The organism is Congregibacter sp. (assembly GCF_047617445.1).
Lineage (GTDB): Bacteria > Pseudomonadota > Gammaproteobacteria > Pseudomonadales > Halieaceae > Congregibacter.
The window spans coordinates 1-16,329 of the sequence record NZ_JBLGBE010000073.1 but is presented as its reverse complement, the minus strand read 5'-3'; the positions used below and the strand labels follow the sequence as shown (position 1 = coordinate 16,329).

The window sequence follows — 16,329 nt, the reverse complement described above, 5'->3', positions numbered from 1 at the left end:
CCACGGTGAGGAGATTGGCAAAAACATTCCTCTGGGGCGCATCGGTAGCGAAGAAGATCTTGCCGGGGTAGCGATATTTCTGGCCAGTCGTGCGGGAGACTACGTTGTCGGCGATACCATTACCGTGGATGGCGGCATAGTACACGCGGCGCTGGGACAGAGTATCGATGTCTGATTCTATGCCACTGTCCGTGGTGAACGTAGCTGAGAGTGAGCGCAGTCGCATCTTCGCGTCATTGGCAAGTGCATTTTGTGCAGATCCTCTGATGCGCTGGCTTTTCCCTGATGCGGAGAACTTTTTAAGCGCTGCCACTGGCGATTTTTACGATGCCTTTGGTGGCGGGGCGATTGGCGAGGGCAGCGCTTTTCGCACCGAGAAATTTGAAGCTGCGGCGCTGTGGTATCCCCCGGGTACCGGTCCCGACGAAGATCGGCTGGTGATCGCAATGGCGACTTCCGTCAGGCCCGAAATACACGAAGAGTGCATGGGGTTGATGGAGCAAATGAGCCACTATCACCCCGACGATGCTTACTGGTACCTCGCGGTGTTAGGCACGGATCAAGCCTATCAGGGACGTGGACACGGTGCGCAGCTCATGAAGCATGTGCTAGCCAAGATAGATACGTTCGGACTTCCTGCTTATCTGGAATCCTCTAACCCCCTGAACATGTCGCTTTATAAGCGGCATGGGTTTGAGGAGATGGGGAGTATTCAGAGTGGCTCCTCGCCAGCGATCGTTCCGATGCTGCGAGAGGCTAGGCAGTAACACTCTTAAAGGATTCCTCTATGAAGCGAACCCCATCAATATCGACCGCTGATGTCACTAACGCTGTGGGTCGTGCCGGGCCAGCAGGTTTGTCACGCCGAGGTTTTGTGCAGAGTCTGGCCTTGAGTAGTCTGGCCGCCGGCTCTGGTGTCACCGTGGCGGCGACTACTCCGGCCTCCAAGCCAAACTCAAACCCCAGCAACTTGGGTCAGCGCTTTATCATCGAGGCCGGTTGGGTGCTCGCGGAATCTCAGGGCGAGCTTGAGCTGATTCGAAATGGTCAGGTGCTGGTGCGCGATGGGGTAATCGAGGAGGTGCGCAATGGCGTATTTTCTGACGCTTTGCCGCGGTTGAAATTACCCCGTGAACTCTTGATGCCCGGTTTTATATCGGGCCATACGCATTGCTGTAGCGCCACCCCCACTCGGGGAATCATCGAAGGGCCACGATCCTATGCCCGTCCGTTAGAATTGGTTGAGATGCTTTCTGACGAAGAGATGGATGCGCTCACAGCATTGAACCTTGCGGAGCTATTACGCTCGGGGTGCACTACGCATTTAGAAATGAGTCTCAGTCTTCGTCAGGCAGAGAGTTACGTGCGCGCTGCGGAACCCTGGGGAGTGCGTGCGTATCCTGGTGCGATGATTCCTGGTATCGAACGGCTATTTGAAATTTGGTTTCGCGGGGATGATCAAATTCTTTTGGATGCCGAACAGGACACTCTCGTTGAGATCGCGGCGAACTTGGCATTTTGTAAGAAACATATGGGGAAGGGCGAAGGACGGATTCTGCCTATGATGTCGCCGCATGCCTGCGATACGCAGACGCCGGCGACCATGCGTGCGCTTGCCGACGCTGCAAAGACTCTCGGTACGGGTCTGCACATCCATCTTTCTCAGGGACAGCGAGAAACGGACACGGTTAAACGATTGTGGGGGCAGACGCCGACCCAATGGATGGAAAGCTTCGGCATGCTCAGTGATGGCCCTGTGTTTGGCGCGCACATGAGCGGTCTGGATTGGGATGTGGATCCTCCCATTCTGAACAAGCATGGTGTGGTGTATGCCCACTGTCCTTCGGGAGGGGGTGCCGGCAATGGTACTCAGCCCTATCCTGAAGCGCTTGCGGCTGGGATGGCTGTGAACATTGCCATCGATACACACTCCAACGATTACGTCGAGAACCTCAAATTGGCTGTGCTTTATGGGCAGGCTCGCCATGAGCTCTTAGGCGAGCTTGATGCGGGGAGACAAACCCAAAGACCGACGGTCTGGAACGCGATAGAGGGAGCGACGCGAGTGCCTGCAAAAGGGCTGCGCCGCACTGATCTTGGTGTGATTCGCGAGGGCGCTCGTGCCGACATGATTTCTGTGGACGTGTGCGGAATGCTCAATGGTACCGGTGTATTACCTCCAGAACCTTTAAATAATTTGCTCTATGCCAATGGGCGGATGGTCCAGACCGTGATGACTGACGGTCGTTTACAGGTGCACGACGGACGATTCGTCGCTGACGACCCACAGCGGATTTTGGAGGCAGGTGGCGAAGTGGCGCAAAAAATTTGGCGTCAATTGGATCAGGAAGATTGGTTTACAGAAACGGCACGCTGAGCCTGCGCTCAACGTTAAAAGCCGTTGCGATGTCATTCTGAGACCGTTAGCGTGTAAACAAATGGGTGGTGATCAGTCGAGGAATGTTATGCAGGTATTGGGCGCAGGTGTGGGGCGAACGGGAACAATGTCGCTGCGAACAGCTCTCCAGCAGTTAGGACTGGGACCTTGTCATCATATGGACGCTGTTTTGCAGGATATGGCGGCTCAAGTGCCACTGTGGGTTGCTGCTTTGGATGACAAGCCTGACTGGCCAGCGATTTATGCAGGTCAGCAATCTGCCGTCGACTGGCCCACGGCGTCTTTTTACAGTGAACTACATGCAACGTATCCCGACGCAAAGTTCATTCTTACGCATCGCGATCCCAATGCCTGGGTGGAGAGCTTCAGTGAAACGATCATGACCGCGCTTGGCGGTCGAAGCGAGGCTCCCCCGGAACTGCATGCTTGGATGGATATGGCCCTGGCAGTTATAGCTCGGGCAGGGTTTTGCCACGGAATGAGTAACGACGAGTTTGCCGTTGGCTTTGAGGCTCATAACGCTGCGGTACAGGCCGCGATCCCTGCCAGCCACCTTTTAGAATTTCAGGTCAAGGAAGGCTGGGGCCCGCTCTGTGATTTTCTGGGTGTCGATGTGCCGGAGGGTGAGTTTCCACGCACCAACGATCGAAAGCAGTTTTGGGAGCTTATGGAAGAGGGCGGCGCTTAGCCACAAGCCCCGGGCCACGGCCGGCGCAATAATGCACCCCGCCGCGATAGAGGCTAGCTTTTGAGCGCAAGATGACAGGCGCTTTGGTGCGCCTCGCCTACGTTACGCGTAGTCGGATAACTTTCGCTGCAGCGCGGCTCGGCAACCGGGCAGCGCGGATGAAAGTGACAGCCCGATGGTGGTGCAATGGGCGACGGAACATCGCCCGTTAGTATCTGCCGTTGCTGGTCTCGGTGCGGATCCGGAACAGGAATCGCAGAGATAAGGCTCTTTGTGTAGGGGTGACTGGCGTTTCGGTACAGCGTCTCTGAATCCGCGGTTTCTACAATCCTTCCCAGGTACATAATCGCCACTCGATCCGAGACGTGCTTAACTACGGCTAGATCATGCGCGATAAAGAGATACGCAAGATTAAATTCTCGCTGTAGATCTACCAGTAGATTGAGTATCTGGCTCTGTATAGAGACGTCCAGAGCGGATACGGGTTCGTCGCAAATAATCAGTTGTGGATTGAGTGCGATCGCTCTGGCAATGCCGATACGTTGCCGCTGCCCTCCGGAAAACTCGAAGGGGTAACGACTCACCGAACGGGCGGGAAGACCGACGACGTTCAATAGCTCCCGCACGCGCTGCTTACGCTCGACACTGGTTCCGCCCAGGCCTTGAATAATCATCGGCTCTTCGAGAATTTCGCCGACGGTATGCCGGGAATTCAAAGACTCCATGGGGTCCTGAAAGATCATTTGGATGTTCTGGCGCAAAGGTCGCAATGTGCGAGGTTTGATATGGGTAATGTCCTGTCCCGCAAACCGGATACTGCCAGCGCTGGGTTCATAGAGACGCACTAAGCAGCGACCCAAAGTAGACTTACCACAGCCTGATTCGCCCACCAGCCCCAGGGTCTCGCCGGGGTTGATGTGCAGTGATACGCCGTCTACCGCTCGATTAGCCTTGTGGGAACGCATGAGCAAGCCTTCCTTTACAGGGAAGTGCATACGCAAGTTGTCGACTTCGAGTAAGGGGGTCATGGTGTCTGCCATTCGTAACAGCTCACTTGATGCATTCCCTCGATGTGTTCCTCAGGCGGCGGTGCTTCGCGGCACTTGTCCGTGGCCTTGGGACAGCGATTCTCGAATCGACAGCCCTTGGGCAGATCTCGTAAACCCGGGACCATTCCTTCAATGACATTGAGCGTTGATTTAGGGATGGTTTCCAACGTTGGGATCGAACGCAGTAAGCCTTGGGTGTATGGGTGAGACGGGCGATCAAAAATATCGAAGACCGTGCCGCGCTCTGCCACCTTGCCCGCGTACATCACAACGACCTCATCACAAGTTTCGGCGATAACGCCTAGATCGTGAGTGATCAGTATTACGGACATTCCCAGGTCCGCTTGCAGCTTCTTTATGAGGTCTAGAATTTGCGCCTGAATCGTCACATCTAGAGCAGTAGTGGGTTCGTCAGCAATGAGCAATGCGGGACCGCATGCCAAAGCAATCGCGATTACCACGCGTTGGCGCATGCCGCCAGAGAGCTGGTGGGGGTATTCGCCCATGCGAATTTCCGGTGACGGGATGCCGACCTTGTCGAGGATCTTCACCGCTTCGTCCATGGCATCCTGGCCGCTTAATCTTTTGTGAATCTTGAGCCCTTCGGTGAGCTGTCGGCCAATGGTGTGCACCGGGTTCAGCGCTGTCATAGGTTCCTGGAACACCATGCCAATGTGGTTTCCCCGGATTTTCTCCATTTCCTCAAAGCTGAGCTTTGCCAGATCCTGTCCCTTGAGGCTAATCGCCCCGCCGACGACGCGACCCATGGGCTGAGGAAGCAGGCGCATGATCGACAGCGCTGTCACACTCTTGCCGCAACCGGATTCCCCGACAATGCCCACGGTCTTGCCTGGATCGACGGTAAAACTTACCCCATCAACGGCGCGAACAACGCCCTCATCGGTATCGAACTCGGTAATGAGTCCGTCGACTTCCAGTATGGGGGCCTCAGCCAAGGTCTATGGCTTCCACTTGTCGTAAACGTTGATCATGGGCGGGAAAGTTTTGCCGGAGTTACGCGCGTCCTGAACTTCCTTTTTTAAATCGGTGTCGATCCAGTGCAACCACAGATCCCCCGTGGCACTGATGTATTTGTGATTGAAGTAATCGGGATAGCGCATCCAGCGCCAATGACCGAGGCGCAGTGACGGCTGGTACCAGCCAGGGGAGAACGACGCGTACTCGTGATGTAGATTGATAATCCTGTGGGACAGCTCAATCATCTCGTCCTTATCCTGGGATGCTCGATATTCATCAATGAGCTGGTCCATTTCGTAATCCGCAAACGCTTCCAGATTGTTCGTTTGCGTTTTTAACTCTCGATTCGGATTAATGCTGCCATCGTCCAAAAACGCATCATCATAGGCATTGTCTGAATGATAGTGCTCCCAGAATCGCGGATACATCTCTAGAAAGCGTCCGAAGGCCACAAGGTGGATCTCGTGTTTCTTCTCTTGTGCTTTTTTCCATCCGGTCGTGCTATCGAGCACTTCAATACGCAGTTCCAGGCCGGCTTTTTCTGCTTCCTGCTTGAGAATGGTCATAACATCGGAAAGGTTTTCATAACCCGTAGACATCGTGAAGGCGAGTTTCTGTCCTTCTGCATTAACCAATATGCCGTCGGGTCCTCGTTCTGTGAACCCAGCTGCGGCGAAGTAGGCCTGCGCTTTATTGATATCGAAGTCTCGGGCCTTAATGTTAGGGTCGTTAAATTCTGAAAAGCCTTCGTTTGCGCTAGCGAGTCGCTTGGCATCACCCCGGAAATACTGATCGATAACCAGCTGCCAGTTACTGGCGTACTGAATGCCCAATCGGATATTCAGGTCATCCAATAGCGGCGCGGAGGTGTTCATCCAGAGTCCGTAGGGCGGACGGGGGTACTCGTTGTAGAAGACGGATTTTGCGATGTAGCCCGCTTGGACATCGGGGTCGGAGTCAGGCAGTTTTTCATACCAGTACTCAGATAATGCTAGGCCGAACTGATCAATGTCGCCGCGCTTAAATGCCTCAAATGTCTTGGACGTATCGCGAATAATGTTGAACTGAACGCGATCCGGATTAAACCGATAACGGAAATTCTTTTTGTCCTTTGCCCACCACTCTGTGTCCCTGGTCAGGACAATAGATCGTCCCTTTTTGAGGTCGCCGTCTTTCAGTACATAAGCGCCGGTTGTGGGCGCGAATACCCATTGGTAGCGGTCAACGTAGTCATCGCCCAGAGCTTTGTAATGCTCTCGTTGGATGGGATGCAGTTCTAGAACGCGAGCACTGTAATCCGGCTTAGCGGTGTTGCTGCTAATAGAAAAGGTTCGATCGTCGTAGCGAGTGATGTTGGTGTACTGCGAGCTGTACCAGTTGTTGTACCAGGGCGCGCGAATATACTCAGACTTGTAGAACCAGAACATAAAGAAGAAATCGTCGGTGGTAACTGGCGAGCCGTCAGACCAAGTGGCTTTGGAGTCCAGCTTCACGTACACCGTTGAGGTGTCCGGGTCGAGTGCCCAAGACTCTGCCAACGCCGGGTAAAACTCCCGCTCGTCGGGATGTTGCTGCGCTATCAGCATGACAACGTCATCCAGGATGTAAGGTCGGAAGGACCCGTTGGAATCCGGACCTGCGGTACGCAGGGTACGCGGGAAGTCTGGGAGAGCGATGTACTGCGTGCCGCCTTTTTGCGCGGCTGGAGAGCCTATTTCCGGTAGGCCCTCACCACTTTCCCACACCAGTCCGTCGGGTAGATCCGCGGGACTGCGGAAACGATAGAAGTCTGGCTCCGCTGCATAATCAGCTTCTACTTCGGCGCTGTTGTCGATCTCAGGCAAATCCGCCGCAGCATCTCCGTTTCCGCTCTCGCCACCACAGCCCACCAGAACGAGGGCAGCAAAAATGAATAGCCATTTGGTCGAGGGGAGTTGTCGTTTCATAGTGGTACTCTCAGCGGTGCTCAGCGATAAATAGAATAGGTTTTTGGATCAAAGGATTCGCGCACGGCCTCACCGATAAACGTGACGAGGGTCAGTAGCGCGACTAGCGTGCCAAACGCAGAGGTGACAATCCAAGGCGCAGTGCGCAGGTTTGCTGTGCCTTGCTTGAGAAGTTCTCCAAGGCTTGGCGTGGGCGGTGGCAAGCCAAAACCCAGGAAGTCCAATGCCGTGATCGCCGAAATTGCACCGACAATCGTGAAGGGCATAAACGTGACGAGTGTGGACAGTATGTTGGGGAGAATGTGTCGAAAAATAATTCGAAAATTGGACGCGCCAATCACGCGTGCCGCGGCTACATAGTCCCGGGCCTTTTCTTTATAAGTCTCGGTGCGCATGTAGTAGGTCATACCGGTCCAGGAAAACAGCACCATAACCATCAGTAGTATGCCGATCCGCGTGGGCACTGAAAAAGCCGCGGGTATCACTGAGAAAATAATGATGACCATGTAAAGAAACGGCACGTTTGACCAAATCTCGATAAGGCGCTGAAACAGTAAGTCGAACACCCCGCCGAAGTAGCCCATAGAGCAGCCTATGGCGATACCGATGAGATACACCGACAGCATGAATCCAATAGAAAAGATCAGCGCGATACGTGTGCCGTAAAACAATCTAGCAAGGATGTCTCGGCTTGTGGTGTCGGTACCCAGGTAGTGCTGCTGCGAGGCATTGGGAGCTAAAGGTGTAAAGATGCCGCCCGGCGCGTGATTCTCAAAAGCGTTGTAAGGTACGAGGGGCATGATGAGCCAGTTGCCACTGTCATCCTTTGCAAACTGTTCTTTGAGTTCTCGGTAGTTGATCTCGTAATCGTAGTTCAGACCGAAGTCGGTGCCGGGGTGAAAGGCGGTATAGGTGGGAAAGTAGAGCTCTCCTTCATAACTGACCAACAGCGCACGGCTGTTAATCAGCAGCTCTCCAAAGGCCAGCAGAACCATCAAACCCGCCAGAATAAGAAAGCTGTAGTACCCACGCTTGATGTGCCGAAATCGGCGAAGCTTTTTGAGAGTTTGAGGATTAAAAGCAAGCATGGACTAGCTGAACCGTATCCGCGGGTCGACCATGGCGACCAGTACATCGGAAATAATGTTTCCAATGAGCAGCAGAAGGCTTGCCAGCAGAACGACACCCATCACTACCGGATAGTCTCGATCCAGGATTGCGCTAAGACCCAAAAGACCAAAGCCATCGATATCAAAAATCGTCTCGATCAAGAAGGAGCCACCGACCAGGAGCGTGATGTTCTGGCCGAAGGTCGTGGCGATGGGAATCAGGGAGTTGCGCATGGCGTGCCCGGTGACCGATTTGCGAAAGGAGACGCCCTTGGCAACGGCGGTGCGAATATAGTCCGCCGCCAGATTGTCCATCAGATGATTTTTCAGCAGGAGGGTGACCAACGCGAAGCTGCCCACGAGGTAACAGATGAGCGGCAGAAGCGAGTGGTTGATGAGGTCCAGGATCTTTTCCGTGGCGCTTAGCTCGTCAAAGTTAAAACTCACAAAGCCGCCCATGGGGAACCACTCGAGACGTACAGCAAAAAACAGGATCAGTAGTGACCCCAGGGCGTAGCCGGGAATGGCATAGCCTACAAAAATCAACACCGATGAGATGTTGTCGACAAAGGTGCGGTGCCGAATCGCTTTGAGTATGCCCAGAGGAATGCACACGCCATAGGTGAGAATGAGCGTGACGATGCCGTAATAAAGCGATACCGGGAATCTATCCTTGATGACGTCCCAAACCGGCTCGTTATAGCGATAGGAGGACCCCAGGTCACCGGTGACTACTTTGCCTAGCCAATCGACGTAGCTTTGTAAAAGGGGCTTATCAAAGCCGTAGTACTCTTTAAGAGACTCTAGCTGCTCGTCCGAGATGGCCATCCCCTGGCCCGCACTTTGACCGCCACCCCCGCCCGTCATGCTCATCTGCTGAGTCTCCATGATCGCGCGCTCAAGCGGTCCACCGGGCACAAGGCGGGTGATAGCAAAAACGATAATGGTCACACCCAAAAGGGTGGGCGGGATCAAGAGCAGACGCCGCAGAAAGTAGTCGCGCATCAGGTGTTGGCGTAGCCAGCTACAATCAAAGAAGTGCCCAACTTACAGGGGAGTGATCGTGCGTGCAAGAAGCGGGTTCGCAGTTGTTCCTGCGCCCATCTCATCACTGGCCATGTGCAGCAAAACGAGTGCTGCGAAATTGGAATTCACCACGATGTTGCACCCCTAGGGACTTAGAGAGCTGTACACCAGGCTAACGAAGCGCTCAGGACTGATAGATAAATTCGCATCAACGCTGCCATCGTACTGGGCAGTGGGTTTTGCCGGAATCAATCATGGCCGCTACGGCAGCACGAACTTCCACAACCATGTCGTAATGACGTTGAAGATCGGCCTTGCTGGCAAGCTGACCGTGCTCAGGAATGATTTTGGTGCTCTCATCTCCCAGCGTTAGTGCGACTTCGGCAGCCTTTATGACGCCGTCAATATGGCCGCCACTGTTCAGATCAATGTAGGGATGCCGGCCGCTAAAGAATGTGTCGCCCATGTGTATGACGTTACCCGCGCGGAAGTACACGATCACATCGCCATCGGTGTGCGCATGATGAATATGTATGCCTTTAATGGTTTGACTGTTCACATGTAGAGACAGCGCGTCGTTGAAGGTCACCACGGGCAGTGCGACTTTGGGGGCAGGCTCTATGCTGCGTTCCCCGGCTACGCAGCCTTCAGTCATGCGGGAGCGAACCTTAGCGTGGGCCATGATAAGCGCGCCTTGCTTACCGAAGTTTTCGTTGCCCCCCGTGTGATCGCCATGCCAGTGGGTGTTGAGAGCGTAATCAACGGGTCGATCCGTTATCGCAGCAATGGCGGTGACAATTGTGTCGGTTAGCGGAGCGAACTGGTCATCGATGATGAAAGTAGCGTCTTCGCCCGCACTCAGTCCGATATTACCGCCACGACCGGTGCGCATGTAAATGCCCTTAGCGACTTGCTCGGCCTGGATTTGTGTTTCTTCTGTCTGTGCCAATACGGTTAGCGATGACAGTAGCGCCGATATAGCCAGTAGAAGCCCGATCCACAGTCTTGATTGGGTGGCGGCGCTGCCTTGCATGAGAATTCCCCACAATGTCTTGTTGATTTGAGTCTGCAGCATTTTAAGGCTGCCAAATTTGGCAGCTGAACAATCATATTTAACAAAGGACAAGATCGTAGTCAGGAGCTGGATATGGCAGAGTGTCGTGCTGGAACTATCCGCCCATATACCGAGGTTGTTTTACTTTTTCATGAAGACACCCAAGCGCCTTCAGCCCCTTGTTGAAGAAGGAATTATTGACGAAGTCATCAGTCCGCTTATGAGCGGCAAGGAGGCTGATGTCTTTATTGTTCGCAGTTCGGGCCAGCTGCGCTGCGCAAAAATCTACAAAGACGCGCTAAAACGCAGTTTTAAAAAAGCTGTGCAGTACACCGAGGGCCGTAAGGTGCGCAATAGTCGCCGCGCGCGAGCCATGGAAAAGGGTTCGAAGTTCGGTCGGAAACAGCAGGAAGAGACCTGGCAGAACGCTGAGGTAGATGCACTCTACCGCTTGGCTAGAGCTGGTGTGCGCGTTCCGCAGCCCTACGGCTGCTTTGACGGTGTCCTTATCATGGAGCTCGTCACGGACGAGAACGGTGATGTGGCTCCGCGTCTGAATGACGTTTCTATGTCGGCCGATCAGGCCCGAGAAGATCACGCGGTAATGATGCAGTATGTGTTGCGTATGCTCGCAGCAGGTCTGATCCATGGCGATTTGTCAGAGTTCAACGTATTGGTCGATGAAAATGGGCCGGTAATTATCGATCTCCCTCAGGCTGTCGACGCGGCAGGCAACAACAATGCTCAGTCGATGCTGACTCGGGATGTTAATAACATTACGGAGTACTACGCGCAGTTTGCGCCAGAACTGCTGGAGACTCATTACGCCGAAGAGCTGTGGGGGCTCTTTGAAGAAGGGGATCTAAACCCCGATTACGAGCTCACAGGCCACGCCGAGCTGGATACGCACGAGGCCGACACAGATTCGGTGATGGCTGAGATTCGCGCGGTGTTAGCTGAAGAAGAGGCTCGCCTGCGACGTCTAAAGGCCGCCGAAAGCGACGAGGAGCCGGAAGAGGGCCCCGAAGAGGGGCAGGAACAAGGTCTTAATTAGTCACAACTTACGGCACCGCTTAGCCTGTATAATCTACGTTTGCCCAATCTAGGGCGAACCACTTCTTATCTCGGTAATTCGAATGACCACCCCAGCGACCCCCAGCAGCTTTGATGAGCTGCAACTTCCTGCATTCCTAATGAAAGCGCTTAGCGATGTGGGTTATGAGACACCCTCGGCTATCCAGACCATGACGATTCCGCCCCTGTTAAAAGGGACAGATCTGGTCGGCCAGGCCCAAACCGGAACCGGTAAAACAGCCGCCTTTGCGTTGCCAATTTTGGCGCGTCTTGACCCCAAGCTAAGCAAGCCCCAGGCCTTGGTGTTAGCACCGACCCGGGAGCTGGCAATCCAAGTGGCTGAGGCCTTCCAGAAATATGCGCGCCACAGCAAGGGTTTTAGAGTTTTGCCTATTTACGGCGGATCTGACTACCGTACACAGCTGCGTCAGTTGGAGCGGGGAGTACACGTCATTGTGGGCACGCCCGGTCGCGTGATGGACCATATGCGTCGCGGCTCTCTCGATCTTTCGGCCCTGAAAACATTGGTGCTAGACGAAGCTGATGAAATGCTGCGTATGGGCTTTATTGACGATGTGGAGTGGATTCTCGAGAAAACGCCACCCGAGCGTCAGATTGCGCTGTTTTCTGCAACGATGCCCGATGCGATTCGGCGCATTGCCAAGCAGCACCTTAACAAGCCTGAAGAGATAACCATCAAGCTTAAGACCGTCATCAACGCATCGATTCGTCAGCGCGTGTGGATGATGGGCGGTATGCATAAGCTGGATGCGCTCACTCGAATACTCGAAACCGAAGATACCGATGGCGTGATCATCTTTGTGCGCACGCGAATCGCCACCCAGGAGCTCGCCGACAAGCTGGCTGCCCGGGGCTATGCGACGGCGGCACTCAACGGAGATATCGCGCAGAATCTGCGCGAAAAAACGATCACAAACCTGAAGAAGGGCGGTCTGGATATTTTAGTTGCCACCGACGTGGCAGCGCGCGGTCTGGACGTGGAGCGCATCAGCCACGTGATCAACTACGACATACCTAACGACCCTGAAGCCTATGTTCACCGGATCGGACGAACTGGTCGTGCGGGGCGTACGGGCGAGACGATTCTCTTTGCGGCCAATCGAGAGCGTCGTTTGCTGCGCACTATTGAGCGTTTAACGGGGCAAAAAATTGAGCCCATGGAGCTTCCTACCTCGGAGCAGGTGAATGATAAGCGGGCTTCTCGCTTTAAGACACGTATCACGGAGACTCTGGACACGCGGGATATGGGGGCGGCGCGAGAGCTGGTGGAGTCCTACCAGAAGGAGTTTGGTGTCCCGGTTATTGAGATTGCGGCGGCGCTGGTGGTGATGAACCAGGGGGCTGCTCCTGCAACTCCGGTGGCGGAACCTGTTCGCCAGTCGAAGGACCGGCCGAACCGCGACGATCAACCTCAAAACAGGAGTCGAGACCGTGATCGGGATCGTGACCGAGATCGTGAGCGCAAGCCGCGTGCCCCTAAAGAGGCGGTTACTCGGGATGCGGACGTCGGAATGGATCGTTTTCGCATTGAAGTCGGTCGCCAGCATGGTGTTAAGCCCGGCAACATTGTGGGCGCGATTGCTAACGAAGCCGAGGTGGACGCAGAGTATATTGGCCGTATTCAGATTGAAGAAGACCATAGCTTTGTTGATCTCCCTGATGGTATGCCCAAGGAGATTTTCAAGCATCTGAAGACAGTGTGGGTGAGCGGTCAGAAGCTGCAAATCTCGCGAGTGGGAGATAAGTCGGTAAAGCCTGCTAAGCGGGCAGGCCCTCAGGATGAGGGCGCCAAGAAGGACGAGGGGACCGCCAAGAAAAAAAGTCCACGTAAGCGCAAGGCTCCGCCCGCAAGCTGAGCATTACGCGCTAGCGCTTAGAGCTGACGCTCCAGCCGCTAGCGCGTGAGTTCTTCAACGCGTTGACATAACGGCAACGACAGCAATGAGTGTCCTAGCGATTGCCCCACAGAAAAGGCGCCTGCTCATTGCTTAATGACTTTGCCGCTTTTCATGACAAAGCCAATATCGAGTAATGCATCGATACTTTCTAGCGGAGAAATCTGCGTCGCAACTAAGTCTGCGTGTTTGCCCGGCTCTATGGTGCCCAGACTATCGCTCATCCCTATAAGATCCGCAGCGTTGACGGTAGCGCTGACGAGTATGTCCATCTCACTCATTCCGGCCTCGTTCATTAGCACCGCTTCCCGAGCGTTTTGACCGTGCTGCGATACAGCCGAATCGGTTCCGAAGGCGACTTTTACACCAGCCTTGTGAGCTTTTGCAAAATTACCCTGCATGGCAGCGCTAACTTCAATAGCTTTAGCAGACTGCGCCGGGGTGAGGATGCCACCTTTTCTCGCCATCTCGCCCGCCGTTGCGCCGGCAAGCAGAGTAGGCACGAGATAAGCGCCACTGCGTTTGAACTCGCGTATCGCGTCGGGTCCCGTATAGGTGCCATGTTCGATGCTATCCACGCCCGCTTTGAGTGCCGCGATGATGCCATCTTCCTGATGAGCATGACTGGCAACTTTGCGTCCCATGCTGTGCGCTGCACGGACAACCTCTACGAGTTCATCGTCTTCCATTTGCTTGCCGGTGCCTGTGGCGCGGTCCGTCAGAACGCCTCCGGTTGAAGTGATTTTGATGAAGTCAGCGCCGTACTTGATGCCGTTTCGGGTGGCGCGGCGGCAGTCATAGGGACCGTCGCAGATAGATTCGTCGGTCATGAGTTCCATGAATTCATGCTTGGCGCCGCTGACGTCAGCATGGCCGCCGGTAATGCCTACTCCACCGGCAGCAATGATTCTGGGGCCATCTATCCATCCTTTGTTAATCGCATCGCGTACCGCATAGGTTTGCTGATTACGGGAGCCCGCGTCGCGCACGGTGGTAAAGCCCGCCATGAGAGTGGTCATTGCGTTGTGATACCCGTACATCTGTATCAACTCATCGGACCAACGCAGTGCGCGACTGTCATTCTCCGGGCTGAGTTCGCCCTGTAGATGAACATGCATATCCATCAGGCCTGGCATCACAAAGCTATCTTTGAGGTCTATGACAGAGTCCGCGTCATAGTCATCAGCATTTTGGTAGCCATCGACAACTTCGCTGATACGTCCGTCGGTGATCACCACGGTTTGTTCCGTTAGTGGCTTTTTGCCTGGAACGGCGAGTAGCTCGCCAGCGTGAATTAATTGAGTCTCGGCAAAAGCAGGTGTTACCGCGAGAATCGCTCCAAGCGCTGTCAGTAATTTGAAAGCTCGAATGTGCATGGTGTCTCCGTCTCTGGTTGAGCGTTTTTTTATTAGTGATGGATTGCCCAATGAACGTCAGTCGACCGTGAAACCCCAGATTCGGTCGTTCAGTACATCACCCAACAAAGGGCTTTTTGCTGACCGTTCAAATGCGTCGGACACGTTGCTGCTGCGCTGATCTACAACAGGTTTGTAGTTGGGGTGGGTGAAAATGTAGAGCTCACCGTATTCCAGTGCCTCGATCACCCGCTCACTCAGCAGGTCGGCGTCGATACCGTTCGCGACAGCTTTTGACGAGGCTTTGGCGACTTCGAACACGTCGGGCGTCGGCTTAACGTCGGTAGCATAGCGTGGCTGACGGTTGCGATAGGATTCGTGAATACGTGTCTTCACGAAGGCCGGTGCCAATACCGAGACATGGACGTTGCTGTCCTCTAACTCTTGCGACCAGGACTCTGTAAGAGCGACAACGGCGGCTTTTGTGGCAGTGTATGCGCCAGCCATTGGCACGCCGCCCATTCCGGCCATAGAAGCAACGTTGATAAGCCAACTCTGTTCGCCATGGCTCTTCATGTGCGGCACAAAGACATTAGCGCCGTAAACCACACCCATGAGGTTAACGTCGATCGTCCAGCGCCAGCCTGCGTCATCAAGAGTCTCTATGGCACCGATGCCGCCACTGACACCGGCATTATTGATGAGCATGTGAACGTTACCGAACCGAGTCTGAGCCTCGGATGCAGTTCTGTCCCAGTCCTCTTTAAGGGCGACATCCATATCTACGGCGAGTACTGCAATATCCTGATCTTCTAAACTTGTTTTTGCAGACTCCAGGGCTGAAGTCTCGATATCCGCAATGACAATGTTCATTCCAAGCTTGCCCAAGGTGCGAGCGAGGCTCAAACCAATGCCTTCGGCGCCGCCGGTGATGACGGCCGTCTTACCTGCAAGGTCTTGTTTATTCATGCTCTACCCTATTGTGTTGTATGGAGCGCTGGTCGCGCTTTAATCGATATGGGAGAGTATGCCCGATCGCTCGTTCAAACTGTCGTTTGGGCCGTTATTCGGAGTAGGGCTGCCCGTCTTGCTGTGGCGAGCTACACTTGCAGTAAGACAACTAATATTTGAGGGCCTCTATCATTAAAGTTTCGCTCATCGAGACGCTATCAATATCTGGAGTCCATTTGCGGATCTATCGCGTTTTTCTCTTTTGCCTTGCACTGCTCATGACAGGGTTCATTGGCGAGCCGCTGCAAGCCCAGCCTGTGCAACGTGAGGCGCTGTTGCTGACGGTCGCTGATGCGATCAGTCCGGCGACCATGGATTACCTGCAACGGGGTATCAAGCGCGCCGAAGAGGGTGGTGTCGAGCTCTTGATCATCGAGCTGGATACACCTGGGGGCCTCATGGCCTCGACGCACGATCTGATTAAATCGATTCTGGGGTCGCGGGTTCCGGTCGTGACCTATGTGTCGCCTTCTGGGTCCCGTGCAGCCAGCGCCGGGACCTACATTTTGCTGGCCAGCCATGTCGCTGCGATGGCAGCTGCTACGCACCTGGGATCCGCTACGCCGGTGCAAATGGGCGGGTTGCCGAGTTTCCCCTCCGATCAGTCGCCAGCAAGCCCCACTGCGCCTGACAGCTCGGGCGAGGCACCACGGAACACAGCACCGGTAAATACTACGAGTGGTTCAGCGTCTGCAATGGAGCGCAAGGTTCTCGAAGACGCGGTT

Annotated in this window: 14 protein-coding genes and 1 pseudogene; 7 read left to right on the top strand and 8 right to left on the bottom strand. The window is 54.5% G+C overall.

The window, feature by feature from the left end:
• Positions 1 to 13: 13 nt before the first annotated feature.
• The 4 genes from ACI9KD_RS13990 to ACI9KD_RS13975 all read left to right on the top strand — a co-directional run bounded on the left by ACI9KD_RS13990 (position 14) and on the right by ACI9KD_RS13975 (position 3,086).
• Entirely contained in the window at positions 14 to 175 is a 162-nt protein-coding gene (locus tag ACI9KD_RS13990) for an SDR family oxidoreductase (protein ID WP_414981796.1), read from the top strand.
• Positions 168 to 767, top strand: coding sequence for a GNAT family N-acetyltransferase (locus ACI9KD_RS13985; protein ID WP_414981794.1), 600 nt, complete (start codon positions 168 to 170; stop codon positions 765 to 767). The genes ACI9KD_RS13990 and ACI9KD_RS13985 overlap by 8 nt, the downstream gene beginning before the upstream one ends.
• Before the next feature lie 20 nt (positions 768 to 787).
• A complete protein-coding gene (locus ACI9KD_RS13980; RefSeq protein ID WP_414981793.1) occupies positions 788 to 2,377 on the top strand; it encodes an amidohydrolase family protein in 1,590 nt (529 codons plus the stop codon).
• Positions 2,378 to 2,438: 61 nt separating this feature from the next.
• Positions 2,439 to 3,086: a sulfotransferase family protein gene (locus ACI9KD_RS13975; RefSeq protein WP_414981792.1), complete on the top strand. Its 648-nt coding sequence runs from the start codon at positions 2,439 to 2,441 to the stop codon at positions 3,084 to 3,086.
• 53 nt (positions 3,087 to 3,139) lie between these two features.
• Here ACI9KD_RS13975 and ACI9KD_RS13970 read toward each other — a convergent pair whose 3' ends face one another.
• From ACI9KD_RS13970 to ACI9KD_RS13945, 6 genes are all read right to left on the bottom strand, one after another.
• Positions 3,140 to 4,114 (bottom strand): ABC transporter ATP-binding protein, encoded by a 975-nt coding sequence (locus ACI9KD_RS13970; RefSeq protein WP_414981795.1) that lies wholly within the window; start codon positions 4,112 to 4,114, stop codon positions 3,140 to 3,142.
• On the bottom strand, positions 4,111 to 5,091 hold the full coding sequence (locus ACI9KD_RS13965) for an ABC transporter ATP-binding protein (protein WP_414981791.1): 981 nt from the start codon (positions 5,089 to 5,091) through the stop codon (positions 4,111 to 4,113). Before ACI9KD_RS13965 ends, ACI9KD_RS13970 begins: the two co-directional genes overlap by 4 nt.
• A 3-nt stretch (positions 5,092 to 5,094) precedes the next feature.
• Positions 5,095 to 7,059: an extracellular solute-binding protein gene (locus tag ACI9KD_RS13960; protein ID WP_414981790.1), complete on the bottom strand. Its 1,965-nt coding sequence runs from the start codon at positions 7,057 to 7,059 to the stop codon at positions 5,095 to 5,097.
• Positions 7,060 to 7,079: 20 nt separating this feature from the next.
• Positions 7,080 to 8,147 carry an ABC transporter permease gene (locus ACI9KD_RS13955; RefSeq protein ID WP_414981789.1) on the bottom strand — a complete coding sequence of 356 codons (1,068 nt, stop codon included), beginning with the start codon at positions 8,145 to 8,147 and terminating at the stop codon, positions 7,080 to 7,082.
• A 3-nt stretch (positions 8,148 to 8,150) separates the two neighbouring features.
• Positions 8,151 to 9,173, bottom strand: coding sequence for an ABC transporter permease (locus tag ACI9KD_RS13950; protein ID WP_414981788.1), 1,023 nt, complete (start codon positions 9,171 to 9,173; stop codon positions 8,151 to 8,153).
• 229 nt (positions 9,174 to 9,402) lie between these two features.
• On the bottom strand, positions 9,403 to 10,269 hold the full coding sequence (locus ACI9KD_RS13945) for an MBL fold metallo-hydrolase (RefSeq protein WP_414981787.1): 867 nt from the start codon (positions 10,267 to 10,269) through the stop codon (positions 9,403 to 9,405).
• Between the two features lie 130 nt (positions 10,270 to 10,399).
• On the opposite strand from ACI9KD_RS13945, the gene ACI9KD_RS13940 reads away from it, so the two are divergent.
• Both ACI9KD_RS13940 and ACI9KD_RS13935 read left to right on the top strand, forming a co-directional pair.
• On the top strand, positions 10,400 to 11,302 hold the full coding sequence (locus tag ACI9KD_RS13940) for a PA4780 family RIO1-like protein kinase (RefSeq protein WP_414981786.1): 903 nt from the start codon (positions 10,400 to 10,402) through the stop codon (positions 11,300 to 11,302).
• A gap of 82 nt (positions 11,303 to 11,384) precedes the next feature.
• Positions 11,385 to 13,199, top strand: coding sequence for a DEAD/DEAH box helicase (locus ACI9KD_RS13935; RefSeq protein WP_414981785.1), 1,815 nt, complete (start codon positions 11,385 to 11,387; stop codon positions 13,197 to 13,199).
• 125 nt (positions 13,200 to 13,324) lie between these two features.
• On the opposite strand, the gene ACI9KD_RS13930 is transcribed toward ACI9KD_RS13935, so the two are convergent.
• Positions 13,325 to 14,614: an amidohydrolase family protein gene (locus tag ACI9KD_RS13930; protein WP_414981784.1), complete on the bottom strand. Its 1,290-nt coding sequence runs from the start codon at positions 14,612 to 14,614 to the stop codon at positions 13,325 to 13,327.
• A gap of 57 nt (positions 14,615 to 14,671) precedes the next feature.
• Positions 14,672 to 15,562, bottom strand: coding sequence for an SDR family NAD(P)-dependent oxidoreductase (locus tag ACI9KD_RS13925; protein WP_414981783.1), 891 nt, complete (start codon positions 15,560 to 15,562; stop codon positions 14,672 to 14,674).
• A gap of 260 nt (positions 15,563 to 15,822) precedes the next feature.
• On the opposite strand from ACI9KD_RS13925, the pseudogene ACI9KD_RS13920 reads away from it, so the two are divergent.
• A pseudogene (locus ACI9KD_RS13920) lies at positions 15,823 to 16,329 on the top strand (nodulation protein NfeD); the annotation flags it as partial.

Excerpts from the sequence above, each read along its gene's own strand:
- ACI9KD_RS13935 (WP_414981785.1), top strand. The coding sequence starts at position 11,385 with ATGACCACCCCAGCGACCCCCAGCAGCTTTGATGAGCTGCAACTTCCT.
- ACI9KD_RS13975 (WP_414981792.1), top strand. The coding sequence starts at position 2,439 with ATGGGTGGTGATCAGTCGAGGAATGTTATGCAGGTATTGGGCGCAGGT.
- ACI9KD_RS13950 (WP_414981788.1), bottom strand. The coding sequence starts at position 9,173 with ATGCGCGACTACTTTCTGCGGCGTCTGCTCTTGATCCCGCCCACCCTT.
- ACI9KD_RS13980 (WP_414981793.1), top strand. The coding sequence starts at position 788 with ATGAAGCGAACCCCATCAATATCGACCGCTGATGTCACTAACGCTGTG.
- ACI9KD_RS13970 (WP_414981795.1), bottom strand. The coding sequence starts at position 4,114 with ATGACCCCCTTACTCGAAGTCGACAACTTGCGTATGCACTTCCCTGTA.
- ACI9KD_RS13940 (WP_414981786.1), top strand. The coding sequence starts at position 10,400 with ATGAAGACACCCAAGCGCCTTCAGCCCCTTGTTGAAGAAGGAATTATT.
- ACI9KD_RS13955 (WP_414981789.1), bottom strand. The coding sequence starts at position 8,147 with ATGCTTGCTTTTAATCCTCAAACTCTCAAAAAGCTTCGCCGATTTCGG.
- ACI9KD_RS13925 (WP_414981783.1), bottom strand. The coding sequence starts at position 15,562 with ATGAATAAACAAGACCTTGCAGGTAAGACGGCCGTCATCACCGGCGGC.
- ACI9KD_RS13930 (WP_414981784.1), bottom strand. The coding sequence starts at position 14,614 with ATGCACATTCGAGCTTTCAAATTACTGACAGCGCTTGGAGCGATTCTC.
- ACI9KD_RS13945 (WP_414981787.1), bottom strand. The coding sequence starts at position 10,269 with ATGCTGCAGACTCAAATCAACAAGACATTGTGGGGAATTCTCATGCAA.
- ACI9KD_RS13985 (WP_414981794.1), top strand. The coding sequence starts at position 168 with ATGTCTGATTCTATGCCACTGTCCGTGGTGAACGTAGCTGAGAGTGAG.
- ACI9KD_RS13960 (WP_414981790.1), bottom strand. The coding sequence starts at position 7,059 with ATGAAACGACAACTCCCCTCGACCAAATGGCTATTCATTTTTGCTGCC.